Annotated in this window: 28 protein-coding genes; 11 read left to right on the top strand and 17 right to left on the bottom strand. The window is 63.4% G+C overall.

Annotation, left to right across the window (positions count from 1 at the left end):
- Positions 1-87: 87 nt before the first annotated feature.
- From FYJ91_RS11380 to FYJ91_RS11300, 17 genes are all read right to left on the bottom strand, one after another.
- The gene (locus FYJ91_RS11380; protein WP_149522434.1) at positions 88-720 is read right to left on the bottom strand and encodes a phiTE_072 family protein; all 633 of its coding nucleotides are present in this window, start codon (positions 718-720) and stop codon (positions 88-90) included.
- On the bottom strand, positions 717-1,151 hold the full coding sequence (locus tag FYJ91_RS11375; protein WP_149522433.1) for a DUF1367 family protein: 435 nt from the start codon (positions 1,149-1,151) through the stop codon (positions 717-719). Before FYJ91_RS11375 ends, FYJ91_RS11380 begins: the two co-directional genes overlap by 4 nt.
- A complete protein-coding gene (locus FYJ91_RS20895; RefSeq protein WP_149522432.1) occupies positions 1,144-1,488 on the bottom strand; it encodes a DUF968 domain-containing protein in 345 nt (114 codons plus the stop codon). Before FYJ91_RS20895 ends, FYJ91_RS11375 begins: the two co-directional genes overlap by 8 nt.
- Positions 1,488-2,156, bottom strand: a complete 669-nt coding sequence (locus FYJ91_RS11365) for an ERF family protein (RefSeq protein WP_181008470.1) — start codon at positions 2,154-2,156, stop codon at positions 1,488-1,490. Before FYJ91_RS11365 ends, FYJ91_RS20895 begins: the two co-directional genes overlap by 1 nt.
- Positions 2,157-2,191: 35 nt before the next feature.
- Positions 2,192-3,016, bottom strand: coding sequence for a hypothetical protein (locus FYJ91_RS11360; protein WP_149522430.1), 825 nt, complete (start codon positions 3,014-3,016; stop codon positions 2,192-2,194).
- On the bottom strand, positions 3,013-3,303 hold the full coding sequence (locus FYJ91_RS11355; protein ID WP_149522429.1) for a hypothetical protein: 291 nt from the start codon (positions 3,301-3,303) through the stop codon (positions 3,013-3,015). The genes FYJ91_RS11360 and FYJ91_RS11355 overlap by 4 nt, the downstream gene beginning before the upstream one ends.
- Entirely contained in the window at positions 3,300-4,013 is a 714-nt protein-coding gene (locus tag FYJ91_RS11350; RefSeq protein ID WP_149522428.1) for a Gabija anti-defense Gad2 family protein, read from the bottom strand. The genes FYJ91_RS11355 and FYJ91_RS11350 overlap by 4 nt, the downstream gene beginning before the upstream one ends.
- Complete coding sequence (locus tag FYJ91_RS11345) at positions 4,010-4,270, bottom strand: hypothetical protein (protein ID WP_149522427.1); 261 nt, start codon at positions 4,268-4,270, stop codon at positions 4,010-4,012. The genes FYJ91_RS11350 and FYJ91_RS11345 overlap by 4 nt, the downstream gene beginning before the upstream one ends.
- Positions 4,267-4,575: a hypothetical protein gene (locus FYJ91_RS11340; RefSeq protein ID WP_149522426.1), complete on the bottom strand. Its 309-nt coding sequence runs from the start codon at positions 4,573-4,575 to the stop codon at positions 4,267-4,269. The genes FYJ91_RS11345 and FYJ91_RS11340 overlap by 4 nt, the downstream gene beginning before the upstream one ends.
- Positions 4,572-4,805, bottom strand: coding sequence for a hypothetical protein (locus FYJ91_RS11335; protein WP_149522425.1), 234 nt, complete (start codon positions 4,803-4,805; stop codon positions 4,572-4,574). Before FYJ91_RS11335 ends, FYJ91_RS11340 begins: the two co-directional genes overlap by 4 nt.
- On the bottom strand, positions 4,802-5,050 hold the full coding sequence (locus FYJ91_RS11330; protein WP_149522424.1) for a hypothetical protein: 249 nt from the start codon (positions 5,048-5,050) through the stop codon (positions 4,802-4,804). The genes FYJ91_RS11335 and FYJ91_RS11330 overlap by 4 nt, the downstream gene beginning before the upstream one ends.
- Positions 5,047-5,313: a hypothetical protein gene (locus FYJ91_RS11325; RefSeq protein ID WP_149522423.1), complete on the bottom strand. Its 267-nt coding sequence runs from the start codon at positions 5,311-5,313 to the stop codon at positions 5,047-5,049. Before FYJ91_RS11325 ends, FYJ91_RS11330 begins: the two co-directional genes overlap by 4 nt.
- A gap of 115 nt (positions 5,314-5,428) precedes the next feature.
- On the bottom strand, positions 5,429-5,860 hold the full coding sequence (locus FYJ91_RS11320) for an HIRAN domain-containing protein (RefSeq protein ID WP_149522422.1): 432 nt from the start codon (positions 5,858-5,860) through the stop codon (positions 5,429-5,431).
- A gap of 5 nt (positions 5,861-5,865) precedes the next feature.
- Complete coding sequence (locus FYJ91_RS11315) at positions 5,866-6,300, bottom strand: hypothetical protein (protein ID WP_149522421.1); 435 nt, start codon at positions 6,298-6,300, stop codon at positions 5,866-5,868.
- The gene (locus FYJ91_RS11310) at positions 6,293-6,520 is read right to left on the bottom strand and encodes a hypothetical protein (RefSeq protein ID WP_149522420.1); all 228 of its coding nucleotides are present in this window, start codon (positions 6,518-6,520) and stop codon (positions 6,293-6,295) included. Before FYJ91_RS11310 ends, FYJ91_RS11315 begins: the two co-directional genes overlap by 8 nt.
- A gap of 34 nt (positions 6,521-6,554) precedes the next feature.
- A complete protein-coding gene (locus FYJ91_RS11305; protein WP_149522419.1) occupies positions 6,555-6,854 on the bottom strand; it encodes a hypothetical protein in 300 nt (99 codons plus the stop codon).
- Positions 6,855-6,863: 9 nt separating this feature from the next.
- Positions 6,864-7,589: a S24 family peptidase gene (locus FYJ91_RS11300; protein ID WP_181008469.1), complete on the bottom strand. Its 726-nt coding sequence runs from the start codon at positions 7,587-7,589 to the stop codon at positions 6,864-6,866.
- Positions 7,590-7,675: 86 nt separating this feature from the next.
- On the opposite strand from FYJ91_RS11300, the gene FYJ91_RS11295 reads away from it, so the two are divergent.
- The 11 genes from FYJ91_RS11295 to FYJ91_RS11245 are packed head-to-tail and all read left to right on the top strand — an operon-like array spanning position 7,676 to position 13,068.
- Positions 7,676-7,888, top strand: coding sequence for a hypothetical protein (locus FYJ91_RS11295; RefSeq protein WP_149522417.1), 213 nt, complete (start codon positions 7,676-7,678; stop codon positions 7,886-7,888).
- The gene (locus tag FYJ91_RS11290) at positions 7,885-8,175 is read left to right on the top strand and encodes a LexA family protein (protein ID WP_149522416.1); all 291 of its coding nucleotides are present in this window, start codon (positions 7,885-7,887) and stop codon (positions 8,173-8,175) included. Before FYJ91_RS11295 ends, FYJ91_RS11290 begins: the two co-directional genes overlap by 4 nt.
- Positions 8,172-8,408, top strand: a complete 237-nt coding sequence (locus tag FYJ91_RS11285) for a hypothetical protein (RefSeq protein ID WP_149522415.1) — start codon at positions 8,172-8,174, stop codon at positions 8,406-8,408. Before FYJ91_RS11290 ends, FYJ91_RS11285 begins: the two co-directional genes overlap by 4 nt.
- Complete coding sequence (locus FYJ91_RS11280; protein ID WP_149522414.1) at positions 8,405-8,881, top strand: hypothetical protein; 477 nt, start codon at positions 8,405-8,407, stop codon at positions 8,879-8,881. Before FYJ91_RS11285 ends, FYJ91_RS11280 begins: the two co-directional genes overlap by 4 nt.
- Positions 8,881-9,516, top strand: a complete 636-nt coding sequence (locus FYJ91_RS11275; RefSeq protein WP_149522413.1) for a methyltransferase — start codon at positions 8,881-8,883, stop codon at positions 9,514-9,516. The genes FYJ91_RS11280 and FYJ91_RS11275 overlap by 1 nt, the downstream gene beginning before the upstream one ends.
- Entirely contained in the window at positions 9,513-10,079 is a 567-nt protein-coding gene (locus FYJ91_RS11270; RefSeq protein WP_181008468.1) for an NUMOD4 domain-containing protein, read from the top strand. The genes FYJ91_RS11275 and FYJ91_RS11270 overlap by 4 nt, the downstream gene beginning before the upstream one ends.
- Positions 10,076-10,342: a DUF2312 domain-containing protein gene (locus tag FYJ91_RS11265; protein ID WP_149522411.1), complete on the top strand. Its 267-nt coding sequence runs from the start codon at positions 10,076-10,078 to the stop codon at positions 10,340-10,342. Before FYJ91_RS11270 ends, FYJ91_RS11265 begins: the two co-directional genes overlap by 4 nt.
- Complete coding sequence (locus tag FYJ91_RS11260) at positions 10,342-10,650, top strand: hypothetical protein (protein ID WP_149522410.1); 309 nt, start codon at positions 10,342-10,344, stop codon at positions 10,648-10,650. Before FYJ91_RS11265 ends, FYJ91_RS11260 begins: the two co-directional genes overlap by 1 nt.
- A complete protein-coding gene (locus FYJ91_RS11255; RefSeq protein WP_149522409.1) occupies positions 10,647-10,844 on the top strand; it encodes a hypothetical protein in 198 nt (65 codons plus the stop codon). Before FYJ91_RS11260 ends, FYJ91_RS11255 begins: the two co-directional genes overlap by 4 nt.
- Positions 10,844-12,727 (top strand): DNA cytosine methyltransferase, encoded by a 1,884-nt coding sequence (locus tag FYJ91_RS11250; protein ID WP_149523316.1) that lies wholly within the window; start codon positions 10,844-10,846, stop codon positions 12,725-12,727. The genes FYJ91_RS11255 and FYJ91_RS11250 overlap by 1 nt, the downstream gene beginning before the upstream one ends.
- Positions 12,724-13,068: an endodeoxyribonuclease RusA gene (locus FYJ91_RS11245; protein ID WP_149522408.1), complete on the top strand. Its 345-nt coding sequence runs from the start codon at positions 12,724-12,726 to the stop codon at positions 13,066-13,068. The genes FYJ91_RS11250 and FYJ91_RS11245 overlap by 4 nt, the downstream gene beginning before the upstream one ends.
- The last annotated feature ends 121 nt before the right edge of the window (positions 13,069-13,189 follow it).

Genomic DNA, 13,189 nt, shown 5'->3' with positions numbered 1-13,189 from the left:
GTTTCGGGCGCATCCCTTCGGGACCGCGCTCTCGTGAACCGAGCCGGTAAACCGTCTCGGCCGTTCCGGCTTCGATCGCTTGCGCGGTCATGCGGCCACCTTTGCGGCTTCGACCACAGCGCGATGGGCCTCCCAATGCGGGCGCAGGACCTCGGCCGCGAACGGCTTCCAAACTTCGCCCCAGAAGCGGCGCATGGCCGGATGATCGACCATCACCGACGGATCAGAGCAATCGAAGCGTTCGCTCCATCCGCCATCCTGGTAGAGCGTCCGAACCATCTCGTCCGTGTTGCCATCATCGGCATCGACCAATTCGGTCCACAGAGTCCGCGCATTTTCCTTCGTGAGCCAGCCTTCCCGGCGGTCGCGGACTAGCTCGCGCTTGAGGCTCTGAACTGTCGCGTCATGGTCGGCGATGCGGTGGGGCTGCTTCGACGCCTTGCCCATAAAATAGCCAAAGTCGACATCGTATAGGAAAGCGTGCAGGCCTTCCGAACCACGGCTAAGCGCCGGCCAGCAATAGCTGAACGTCCCGTATCCGCCTTCGCAGGTGAAGTGCCCGGTGGCCTCGTTGATCGTGATGATGTGGCGCCCGCCCCAGCTTCGGGCCTCGCCGTTTTCAAGCGAGCCGTGCAGCCACCATTCACCCGACCGGATTTCATAGGTCGCCGGTGCTGGGATTTCGGCAATGCGCGAATATGGGATAGAGAAGTGCGTCATGCTGCGAAACTTTCGACGGCCTCGCGCAGATCGTTCGCGGCGACAGGAAGCCACCACCGAATGATCGCGGCAAAGGCGAGGTTGTAGAAAGCCTCGAACTCGTCCTGCGGCATGCTGGCGAAGTCGATGCTGTGCGGGATGAAGATTTCGCGATCGGCTTTCGGGTGCAGCTTCTTCCACACGCCATGCCCGGTCGCGGCCTTCACGGCGATCAGCGCGTCTTCGGTGCTGGCGAACTGGTCGGTGTTGTCGACGAGGATGCCGAGCAGCGCGAAGAACTTGCGATGATGACCCGGATTCCGCGGGCGCCGGCCTGTAAGCTGCACCGTCTGGCCCAGCTTGGTTTTGGCGTGGAAATCGCGCGCGGCCGCGCTCACCGGCTCGAAGCCCGATAGCGTCTTGCGAAAGTGGTAGGGGGCGAGGCTAGCCATGCCGCCGCTCCCGCATCTCCGCCTCGATCTGGGCGCGGCGCGGCGATGCCTTGATGAACTCGGCGATCAGCGCCTCGACATCGAAGCCCTTCCAGAATGTCGCCTCGCCAAGCTTGTGTTGCTGGGCGTGGTGGAACTGACAGAGCGATACCGTGCGCCAGTCATCCGGCTTCTGGCCCATGCCCGCACCGCTCCCCAGGCGAACGTGCGCCACCTCGATCGGGCGACCGTCGCACCCGTTCCGGCAGCACTCATGGCTGCGGACGAAGGAGCAGTGCGCCTGGCTGCGCCACCGGGAGGCGCGCTTGGCCGGCTTGGGGATGCGGCGGGGAAGCATCAGAACGCCGCGTTCTTGTCGAGCGCCGCCCGGCGGCCGGTGAAGGCCGCGCCGATGTCGGCGTGCATCGCCCGGTCCACGCGCTGAACGGCATTGATGTAGCGCTTGTTCGTGTCGCGTAGGGCGTCGAGCTCTTCGTTGCTACCCTGATCGGCGACGGCATTGATCAACCCGCGCGCCCAGTCGCCCCACCCCATCGGCGGTTCTTCGACTTGCGGGGCGGATTCGGTGGCCTGCTCGCGCCCATTGCTGCGGACGGCGCGGAAGGAAACCTCGCGCTCGCCAGTCTCGGCATCGTTGTCCTCTTCGGCGGCGAGGCCCAGCGCCGCCGTGAGGCTGTAGCGCTTGAAGTAGGAGATGATGGAGCCGATGTCCTGCGGCGATCCCTTAATGTCGGGCATGGGAAGCTGGCCGCTGTCCATCCACTCGCCCGACTTATGGAACAGGCGCGTCACCATCTCGCCGCTGCGGACGAACTGCGTGTACCATACGCCGTTCTTGGTAAGCTCGGGGCGGACGTGGTGGAGGATCCCCGCCAGCGTGGCGTAGCGGAACTTGTATTTCCCCTTGAACTGGCCGGGGTTGTTCCGATCCTTGATCGGCACCTCGACTTCGCGATCCTGCCCCACGTTGTCGATCGCGGCGTGCGCCGTCGCCAGCGCCTCCATGAGCGCGCCGATGTTTTCGCTTTGGGTTTGGATGTTCATGCGGGCACCCGATCTTCGATGACTTTGAACCCAGGGATGGCATCGGGCGTCTTGTGGCCGGCGCGGATATCGGCGCGGGCCTGCTCGATCAGCCATTCCTTGAGGGCGGCGGGCCGGGTCTGGCGGTAGTGCGCCAGCGCCGCGGCGGGGTCGATGAACTCGGGCCGGTAAACCGACTTCATGCCGATCGCCTTCTTGAGGCCGGCGGCCTGCGGCTTGGCCTGCTCCATCCGGTTCGCATGCTTGGCGGCGTTCTTCGCCTCGCCCAGCACGGCATCGGCCGCCTCGCGCTTCGAAAGGTCGCCGCTATCGGCCGCGATGGCGGCGTGCTGGCGCGCCTCTCGCGCGAGCGCATCCGCTTCGGCGCGCGCCTTTGCCGCCGCCGCCTGCTGCTCGCGCTCGACGCGATGCAGGTAGGGCTTGAGCGCATCGTTGCACGCAGCGATCGCGAGGTCGGTCTTGCCGCGGTCCTTCTGGATCAGCGGATTGTAGCGAGCCTGCACCTCGGCTTTGCCAGCGTCGAACGGCGCGGCTTCGTCCTTGCGGTGTCCGTCGGCACGCTTCGCAGCGTCGCGGATCATGTCGCGCAGCTTGCCGACGTCGGCCGCCTGCTCCTCCGTCTGGATGCCTTCCCCGTCCAGATACTGCTTGGCGTTTTCGTAGAGGTCTTCGATTTCCTGGCGGATTTCGTCGAACGCGGTCGGCGCATTGGTGGCGGCAGCGGCCCGCTCGCGCGCGCCGCGGTCCTCGTCGCTCTCGTTCAGGATTTCCCCGACCGTGGGAGCGAGCCCAGCCTTCTTGAGCTTGGTCATGTCGTTCATAGCGGCATATCCTCCGAGGTCGCGGTCGCGGTGGCGGGGACGCGCTCTTCGCGCGGCGCGCCGGGCTTGCCGACGACATCGATCGTGTCGGGATCGAAGACGATCTGCGTCATCGCGTGTTCGACCGCGCGCGCCACGACGTCCTTGATCTGATCAGGCGTGAGCTTGATGCTGACGTTCGAATAGCTGCCCGGCAGGCGCAATTCGACTTCGCACTTGATGCCGGGTTCCGCGCCCACGCCGTAGCCGTGATGGTGCATCCCGAGTTCGATTTTGGTGAGCTTCATGCTGCAGCCTCTTCGTCGATGACTTCGTGTTCGTTGACCGGCTCAAAGCCATCGATCAGCAGCAGGGGGTCGACTTCGACCAGCTTGCGCGAGATAGCGAACGTCAGGTTCGTTTCGTTTCGCTCGCCGCGAACCTCTGCGGCCAGCGCCACGCGGGCGATCACACCGGCGAGCGCAAACGCCTGAATATTGTAGCCGCGCGCCAAGAACTTGCGGACGCGGAGCATGGAGCCGCCAGCCTCTTCGTCACGCACTGGCGAGGTGTAAGTGAGCCGACGCGCGGCAAGATCAGGATAGAACTCACCGGCGATCATCGACTGCCAGCGGTGTATTCTGCGATCGAACCAGACGGCCGCTTGGCAGACAGTGAAGTCGAACGAACGGACCAAAGGCTCCGCCTCGCTGAACAGCCAGCGGGTGATGAACTGGACCGGCATTCGCGGCACCGACAGCACCGTGAAGGCGTTATCAGTCGTGTGGACCTTGGCTCCTTCCCGCTTCGAGGCGAGATAATCGGCGCTCAGCTTGAGCAGATCCTTGTCGCCACCGAACAGGTCAATATCGTTGACGGCATTGCCTGCGATCGTCTCGCGAATGAATCCGCCGCCACAAAAGATCGGCTGCTCCATCATCATCTTGCGAACGTCGCGGGGGATCCGGCTGACGACCAGTTGGAGGTCGCCCGAGGTAAGCGTCTGGGTAGCGTTCATGCTGCGGCACTCCCGGTTTCGCAGGCCGGCTCGACAGCCTGCGTATGGGGAGGGGCTACCGCATCACGGGAAACCGTGATCGAGCGGGCAGTCGCATCGGGGCGGGGGGGCATTTGCCCGATGCGAGGGGGATGGTAGCCAAAGGCTCCGAGGAACATCGGCCATTCAGAGCGGACGCCAGCGATGATCACGGAGAGCGAAATCACGAGGATCATCGCAATGCCGATCGTGGCGAGGAAGGCTTCGAGGGCGATCATCGATCTTCCTCCGCCAGCACTCGGCCGAGTTTAATCGCGGCAATCGCAACGTGCATGAACAGAGCGTCGTCGCGCTCGCCTGCAAGCACCTCGCCCGCGAAGATCGCCTCGCCTGACGCGCCCTTGTCCATCAGGACGCGATGGATCACCTTGCGTGCTTCGATCAGGTCGGGGTCGATCGGTTCTGGCAGGAGCGCGGCAATCTCCGCCGCCTCGCGGAACAAGGGCGAGCAACTGGTCGCGTTGGCCATGTTGCGGACAAAGGCCATCATCCGCTCAATGGCTTCCGGGCTGGGCGCGCTCATGCGGCATCTCCCATCGCCTTGGCGAGAGATGCGCCGCAGAACGGGCAGAAGCTCGCGAACATGCCGACAGCCTTCTTCTTGCCGCGCCCCGTCTCGATCTGCTCGGTGACGATCATGGGCTTGCGCTGCATGTCTTCGCTGAACACAATCGGGAACGTCAGCCGCGTGTTGCGCTCGGCAAGCATCGCATCGACTTTGGCGAAGCAGTCGTGGTGATCGGTCGCGCTCATGCCATCACCTGAGTTGCATGAGACCAGCGCATGCCGGTCGTCAGATAGAAGATCGTGATGAACTCGGCTTCGAGCGCGAGCTTCTGATCTTCGAGGTCGGACCAGTCCGCGTCCTGCGCGTCGGTCGGATCGCCAACCCGCCCGTAGTGGACAGCGAGGCGGGCCTTGACGCTCGACAGGTCAAGCGCGACATCACGAAGGGTGCGAACCGGTATGGCGGTGTCGATGGCGACGAGCGCGTTCACTGGCGACCGCCGTTCTCAACCCACTCCGCGCCGGCAGCATGAGCCTCGTCCTCGGTGCGGAAGGATTGGGCAAGGCCTTCGCCCAGCGACCAGTGGCCCTGCCCGAACACGCGAAGATCGAAGCGGTAGCCGAGGCGCCAATTGCGGTGCCAGTCGGCCAACGGCTCTACGGTGTAGGACCGGCTGCGGCGGGCACGTTCCTCAACAAGCAGGCGGTCTGCCTCTTGCTGCGAACTCTCGCGCTGGATTGCGGTGTGAAGCACTGATTATCTCCCGCACCACTGTCTTCGAGCCGATGGGCTGATCAGGTGGTGTGGGAGAACAATTAGTTGGAGAAATCCAACTCGTCAATCATAAAGTTGGATAAACCCAACTATCCTATTCGGGCCATTCCGGGTCGGGATAGAAGCCGGGATCCTCGTCGACGAACGCACGCGATTCGAGCGGCTGTGCGGACGGAGCAGGGGCGGGGGGTAGTTCGGGCTCGCTACCATCGGTCGTGATGCGGATGATGGCGCCCCAGGGCATCACGCGCTGGAAGATGCCGCGGATGTCGAGGCAGTCGCGAATGTAGCCGCTGATCAGCATCGATCGCTCATGGCGGATATACCCGATCTGAATGCCGCGCGCCGACATCACGCGGACGGCGTTCGGGTCGACTGGGTTGTCGGGCTCAAGCTCTAAGCTGATCGGCTCCCCCGGCTCACAAAGCTGGATCTCGTATCGACGGGGTATCTTGCCCTGCTTCCCAGGGCGGCGGTTTGGGTGATCCGCGCCTACGACGTCGAGGGAGAGTGTGCGGAGGGGCATCGCCCTTAGTTGGCGTTGCCGTCGATCGAGTCGTGCAAGCGCAATTCATCCACCCGCTCTGCCGAAGCTGCGCGGGCCGATTCTCGGACCTTCTCACCCATATTGAACGACTGCGAAAAGATCGCGAAGCCCAACGCTACGACTGCAATGAACGCGCTGATGATCGCGAAAGTGCTCGAGCGCACCGTGCTGCGGGTTCGGATATTATCCGCCTCGATGCGCGTCAATTTTCCATCCATCGCATCTAGCTTTGCGATGACTTGAGTGAACTTCGCATCGGTGCGAGCTTCGGCAGCGGCGATTTTGGCGTCAATGACATCCATACCGCCAGAAGTGCCCCCTCCGCCCCCGCGTTTCAAGTCGGCATTCTCTTGCTCCAACGCGCTTTTTTGCTCACGCAGGGAGCGCACAAGCGCCAACTGGTCAGTCCCCTCAGTCATTTTCTGTTCCAGCAATGTCGCGGACAAGTACTTCGAGCTCGTCTGCACTGTTCGACAGGTCTTTCAAGACCTCGTCCACGCGAGATATGTCATTTCGGCGAAGCGCGCGCAGCGCTATCAACGTGTCGATCATGCACGCGCGAGTATAGACAACGGCTCGGATCACGTCACCCTTTGTCGCGGGCTCGCTCCATAATGGGAAGGGATCTTTGTCGCTCACGTCAACTTCCTTCCAAACTCATTGTGCTAGGAACTCAATTGCACTTCGCAGGGTCGCCGGGGAGAAACCAAATCGCCCGCACAACGAAACCGATACCGAATAGGAATGAGCCGAGCGAAATCCCGCTGCCAGCAATGACGATTGCTACGAAGCGCACCGCAGCCTGCTCCGGATCGGGCGCATAGACACCTTCACCGATATAGCTTTGATCGACTTTTAGCGTGAAGGCGATGAACGTCGAAACCAACGCGATGAACAGGAGCACTGCACCGCAAGCAATAAAGCCAGTCCCGGTCGGCCGCGTAAGGTCGCGTTCGTCTTCTGCCTCTGCCATGCCCTGCTCCTAAACCCTGCGGCCGACCCAGATCACGCGGCCGAAGATGCGCAAATCAGCCTCGTCCACCTCATCGATCGGCACGGTGGTGTTGTCGGAGATGATCTTGATCCTACCCTTTCCTGCCCGACGCAGCCGCTTGATCATTAGCGCCCCGTCGTAGCTCAATGCCCAGATCCGATCCTGCTGGCTCAACTGGTTTTGTGTCGTGTCGATCAGCACCTGGTCATCATTGATCAGCGTCGGAAACATGCTGTCGCCATCGCCGCGGGCCACATAAAGGCGGTGCGTCGGCGCGCGCGTGATCGAGCGCAGAAAGTTGGGATCGAAGAGGACCGGCGTCTCTTCGGGGAAGTCCTCAGGGGTCGCTCCTGGGCCCATTGAATAGGAAAGGTCGACTTGTCGGATTTCCACCGCGCCATCGGTGGATGATGTCGTGACTATGAGCGGCCGGTCAGAAGCCTTGTCGATATCGAGGACGTCGCCGGAAGCCCATTGCTTGAGGGGGCGTCCTGCTGCCGCTTCATACAGTTCGGCTTCAGTCTTGCCGATCGCGCGAAGCACTTTGCGAAGGGTGTCGGATCGCGGGCTTATGTGGCTGTTCTTGAGGTTCGTGAAGAATCCCCGGTTCACGCCGGCGCGCACCGCCCACTCCGCCTCGTTCACATCGGCCGGCTTCAATTTGAGGAGGGCTTCGTACAGCCGCTTCCCGCGCAATGCTTCATCGCCTGACATGTTGGAGCGATCCCACAGCGCGGGCTGAGTAGGAAGCATGAAGTTTCCAACTTGCAGAGTTGGAAACATCCAACTATAGCTCAGTCATGAGCACAAGCATTCCGACCGACGCGCAGCTGCTGGCCTCGATCGAGGCATTCTGCGCCAAGCACAGCATCAAGCCATCCACCTTCGGGCGCCTGGCGGTCGGAGATAGCGGGCTCGTCATCAATCTGCGCGCGGGACGATCGCCGACGCTCAAGCTCGCAGGCCGCGTGCAAGCGTTCATGGCCGGATACGCCGCCCAGGTCGCAGCATGACTCCGCGCCAGAAAGACTGCCTCGACTTCATCCGCACCTATCAGACGGAGCGGGGAGGGGTGTCTCCCAGCTTCGACGAGATGCGCAAGCACATGGGGCTCGCCTCGCTCTCTGGCGTCGATCGCGTCATCAAGGGTCTTGAGCGCGGCGGATGGATCGTGCGGGAGAGCAACCGCCACCGCGCGATCAAGATCGTGGCTCAAGCGCCTGACCTGTCGAGTGTGGATACCGCCGCGCTGTGGGCTGAACTCGGTCGCCGCGGCCAAGCCGCTCGGGCCGCCGCATGATCGCGCTCGCCATCACCTACGCGTTCACCGCGCCGCTGGTCGCGCTCTTGCTCGGCAAGCTCATGTCCCACGACGGCATCCACAAGTCTCAGGCTCTCGCCTCCCATCGTCACCGCGACCTCCTCACGGCTGACTGCTCGATCCTCGCACCCCGCCTCGATCAGCAGGACGCACCTTTGGGTCACGACGATCAGGCGGCTTCCGTATCTCATCATGGAGCGTCATCTAAATGACCGCACAACCGGCAATCCACGGCAAGCGGCGCACTTTTGCCGTTTCTGACGCGGTCGACACGCTGGGCGCATCACTCGCGGCGATCCGCGAAGCTGACGGCCTGACGTGGAAGGATGTTGGCCGCGTCCTCGGCCGCTCCGAAGATCAGGCCGCCCAATACGCCAAGGGCACGGCGGAGATGGGCTTCACCTCCTTCCTGCTTGGCCTGCGCGAGTGGAATGGTCGCTTCGGTGCCGACGTCCTCGCCATGATCGGCGTGAAGTCCGTCCCGCTCGACAGCGAGGACATGACCGACAACGAGCGCCTCGCCAAGCTGCTCCACCTCGCGCACCTCCTGTCGTTGGCCCTCCTCGACGATGGGCAGGTCGACGACGACGAACTGCGCTTGATCGGATCGAAGGCGCTCGACGACGCAGCGCGTGGGATCGAAGCGCTGCGCCAGCGTCTCTCGGCTCTGCGGGCGAACGACTGATGGCGCAGAACACCTCCACCGCCGTGATGCAGCGTCGCGTCGAAGCACACGACAGTCTCGACGACTTCCCGACGCCGCCCTGGGCGACCCGCGCGCTGTGCGACTGGCTAATGTCGAACGGCTACCGCCAGTTGGGTCGCCAGGCGTGTCGCGAGCCGGCGGCGAATCGCGGCCACATGGTCATGCCGCTGTCCGAGTATTTCGGTTGCGTCGAAGCGTCGGACATCCACGATTACGGCGCAGGTTTCCCGGTCGAAGATTATCTCTTTGGCTTCCTCCCGTCGATGGTCGACTGGACAATCACGAACCCGCCATTCCGGCTAGCTGCTCAGTTCATTGAGCGCATGGCCGCCACGAGCCGCATCGGTTTCGCTGTCCTCGTCCGCGCCGCCTTCCTGGAATCGGTCGGCCGCTACGAAGCGATCTTCTCCGACAATCCGCCCAGCTACGTTCTCCAATTCTGCGAGCGCGTCGTGATGCACAAAGGCCGGCTCGCGCCCGAGGGTTCGACCGCGACGGCCTATGCGTGGCTCGTCTGGATCGATGGCGAAGATGACACCCGCCTGCGCTGGATCGCGCCATGCCGGAAGCGGCTCGAGCGCGACGGCGATTATCCCACCGGAGCAGCAGCATGAACGCACAGACACCCATCTCCGCCGATGGTGCCTGCGCGACCGTCGAGGTGTGGCTCCCCGTTCGTGGATACGAAGGCCTCTACGAAGTCAGCAACCTTGGGCGCGTTCGACGCGATCTGAACACACCGGCTCGGGGTATTTCCGTGCCCGGTCATGTTCTGCAGCGCGTCGACGCGGGGCAAGGCTATGACATCGTATCGCTCTGCCGGGATGGCGTCACAACAAACTGGCGAGTCCATCGGCTTGTCCTGATCGCGTTCTGCGGCCCGGAGCCTTTCGATGGAGCGCAGGCCTGTCACAACGACGGCCAGCCTAAGAACTGTGCGCTGACCAACCTTCGTTGGGCAAGCCCGATCGACAATCAGGCTGATCGCGTTCGTCATGGGACGGATTGCCGTGGTGAGGCCGTCTATGGCGCCGTCCTGACCGAAGAGAAGGTCCGCCAGATCCGAGCGCGGATTGCCCAGCGCGAGCGCAATCGGCCGATCGCCGAAGATTACGGGGTGTCGATTTCGACGATCCACCTCATCCGCCACAACCGCATTTGGAGGCACGTCGCATGAGCGTCGAAGATTCAACGAGCATTGCCGCGCAGGAATTGCTTCTTTTCGTCGAAAGAATTGAGCGACTTCAAGCCGAGCAAAAGAGCATCGCCGACGACATCAAGGACGTGATGTCGGAGATGAAGGGCAGGGGCTACGACACGAAGGTCGTCCGTAAGCTCATCCGCATCCGCAAGCTCAAGAAGGGCGAATACGACGAAGAGCAGATGGTGCTCGAAACGTATGCCAACGCGCTCGGCATGCAGCTGGGGCTCGGCATCTAATGGCCGCTCCATTCAACGAAGAGCGGTTCTTCGCCGCTATCGACGAGGGGCTTCCGTTCGAAGGCTTCACGGGCTGGCTCCCGTCTGAGCTTTTCACGATCGGCGCGGGCCTTCTGTCGACGTCGCGTCGCGGCCACGCCGAGGGACAGTCGTTCAAGGACGAGATGGTCGCCGCCGCTCGCGATCTGCACCGGGGCGGCTACTTCGCCAACCCCTTCGCCCGCGAGCATATCAAGCGCACCGATCTGGTCGCCTACCGCGAGATGATGGCCCGCCCGTCCGGTCGGAAGGGGAGGGCGACCGCATGAACTTGTGGCCGTTCCGCCGCGCTGAGCCGCAAGCCGCGCCCGCTGATCTCGTCCGCGAGGCCGCGCTTACGCTCTCCCGCCACCGCGAGGTCATCACCCGCTCCGCAGTCATGGAGAAGGTCGACCACATTCGCGCCCACGTCAACGCGACCCGTCCTGGGGTGCTCGGCACCAAGAAGAAAGCCACGCTGTGATGGGTCTTATCGTCGATAACTTCGCAGGCGGCGGCGGCGCTTCGACCGGCATTGAGGCCGCGCTTGGCCGTGCCGTCGATATTGCCATCAACCACGATGAAGAAGCGATCCGCATGCACGAGGTGAACCACCCCGGCACCATGCACATTCGCAACAACATCTGGCAGATCGATCCGCGCGATGTCGTGCGGGGCCGGCCGGTTCAGCTCGCGTGGTTCAGCCCGGATTGCAAGCATTTCTCGAAAGCGAAGGGCGGCAAGCCCCGCGAGAAGTCGATCCGCGATCTGGCGTGGGTGGTCGTGCTGTGGGCCGAGAAGGTCCGCCCCGACGTGATCCTGCTCGAAAATGTGGAGGAGTTCCGAACGTGGGGGCCGCTCGACGATGAGGGCCGGCCGATCAAGGAGCGCGCGGGCGAGACGTTCGCGAAGTGGTGCGCCGCGCTCCGGAAACAGGGATATAAGATCGAATTCCGCGAGCTTCGGGCTTGCGATTACGGCGCGCCGACGATCCGCAAGCGCTTCTTCATGGTCGCGCGCCGGGACGGGAAGCCGATCGCTTGGCCAGCGCCTACGCATGGAAGGCCGGGCTCGCCCGAAGTTATGAGCGGCCAGCGCCTGCCGTGGCGGACCGCGGCGGAGATCATCGACTGGTCGATCCCCTGCCAATCAATCTTCGAGCGGAAGAAGCCCCTCGCGGACAAGACGCTTCGGCGGATCGCGCACGGCATCATGAAGTTCGTCGTCAACAATCCGAAGCCATTCATCGTGCCGCTGACCCACCATCAGGAGGGCGCTCGCGGCGCGTCGATCGACCAGCCAATGGCGACCGTGACAGGTGCCAATCGCGGCGAACATGCCGTCGTGGTCCCGCACATCACTAAGTTCCGGAATGGTGCGATCGGCGACAGTGTCGAGGATCCGCTCGCCACTGTCACCGCCAACAGCTTCATTAAGCGGCCCGGCGGTGCGGCTCCGCTCGGCGTCGTCGAAGCGGCCATCGCGCCCTTTGCGAGCTATGCCCAGCAGGGCGGTGGCAATCGGTCGATTGACGATCCGTTGCACACCGTCACTGCGTCGGACGGCGATCACAACACGATCGTCGGCGCGCACCTGGTGCATATCGGCAATGGCGAGCGCGAAGGGCAGGCGCCGCGCGCGATGGACGTGGAAGCGCCGCTCGGCACCGTCGTCGCAGGCGGCATCAAGCATCATGCTGTCATGGCCTTCATGCAGAAGTATGCCTCAGGTGAATTAGGCCATGACGTCCATGAGCGGGCCTCGGCAGAGGATCATGCAAAGATCCGTGCGTTAGTCGCTGCCCATATCGAGCAGGCGAATGGCGGGCCGAACAATGCCAATCTCGCTGGCCGGGCGGCCGATGAGCCGCTTTCGACGATCGCAACGACAGGATCGCAGCAGCGGATCGTAACATCGAACCTCATCAAATTGCGCGGCACTTGCGCGCATGGACAGCCCACCGACGAACCGCTGCACACAGTCAGCGCAGGCGGCACGCACATGGCCGAGGTTCGGGCCTTCCTGATCAAATATTATGGCAACGAGCAGGACGGGCACGGCCTCGACAGTCCGTTGGGCACGGTGACGGTTCAGGATCGCTTCGGCCTCGTCATCGTGACGATCGGGGGCGAAGACTATGTGATCGTCGATATCGGCATGCGGATGCTGACGCCGCGTGAGTTGTTCAACGCGCAGGGCTTCCCGACGGATTACGTCATCGATCATGACGCCCAAGGCCACCCGATCACCAAGACGGCGCAGGTCGCGAAATGCGGAAACAGCGTATGCCCGCCGCTGTCGGAGGCGCTGACACGCGCGCAGTTCCCCGATGTGATCGCCGCCGACTTCGAGGTCGAGGCCGCATGACGCCCCTCTCTCTCCCCTGGCCCCCCAAGGAGCTCAACCCGAACAGCACGGCGCCCCTCCGCGCCAAGATGTCGGCGAAGAAGTCCTACCGCGAGCTTTGCTGGGGTCTGTCGCTGAGCCGCAAGGGTTCGGTGCCGGATGGACCGCTGCGGCTGATCCTCACCTTCTGCCCGCCCGACCGGCGCGCGCGGGATGACGACAACATGCTCGCCTCGTTCAAGCATGGGCGCGATGGGCTCGCTCTGGCGCTGGGCATCAACGACGGCCGCTTCCGCACGTCCTTCACTGTCGGTGATGTCGTGCCCGGTGGGGCGGTGCTCGTCGAGGTGGAGCCGGCATGACCTGCAACCAATCGATTGAGATGCAACGCGAAGGCGCTGGCACACGTCATGCCGATGAGCGCATAGAATCGTCGATGCGCCCTCATTGCCAGAACCGAGACGCCTGCGCGGCACGGAGCGC

This window comes from Sphingomonas montanisoli, from assembly GCF_008274695.1.
Taxonomy (GTDB): Bacteria; Pseudomonadota; Alphaproteobacteria; order Sphingomonadales; family Sphingomonadaceae; genus Rhizorhabdus; species Rhizorhabdus montanisoli.
The sequence above is the reverse complement of the archived record's forward strand: the minus strand, read 5'-3'. Positions and strand labels throughout refer to the sequence as shown.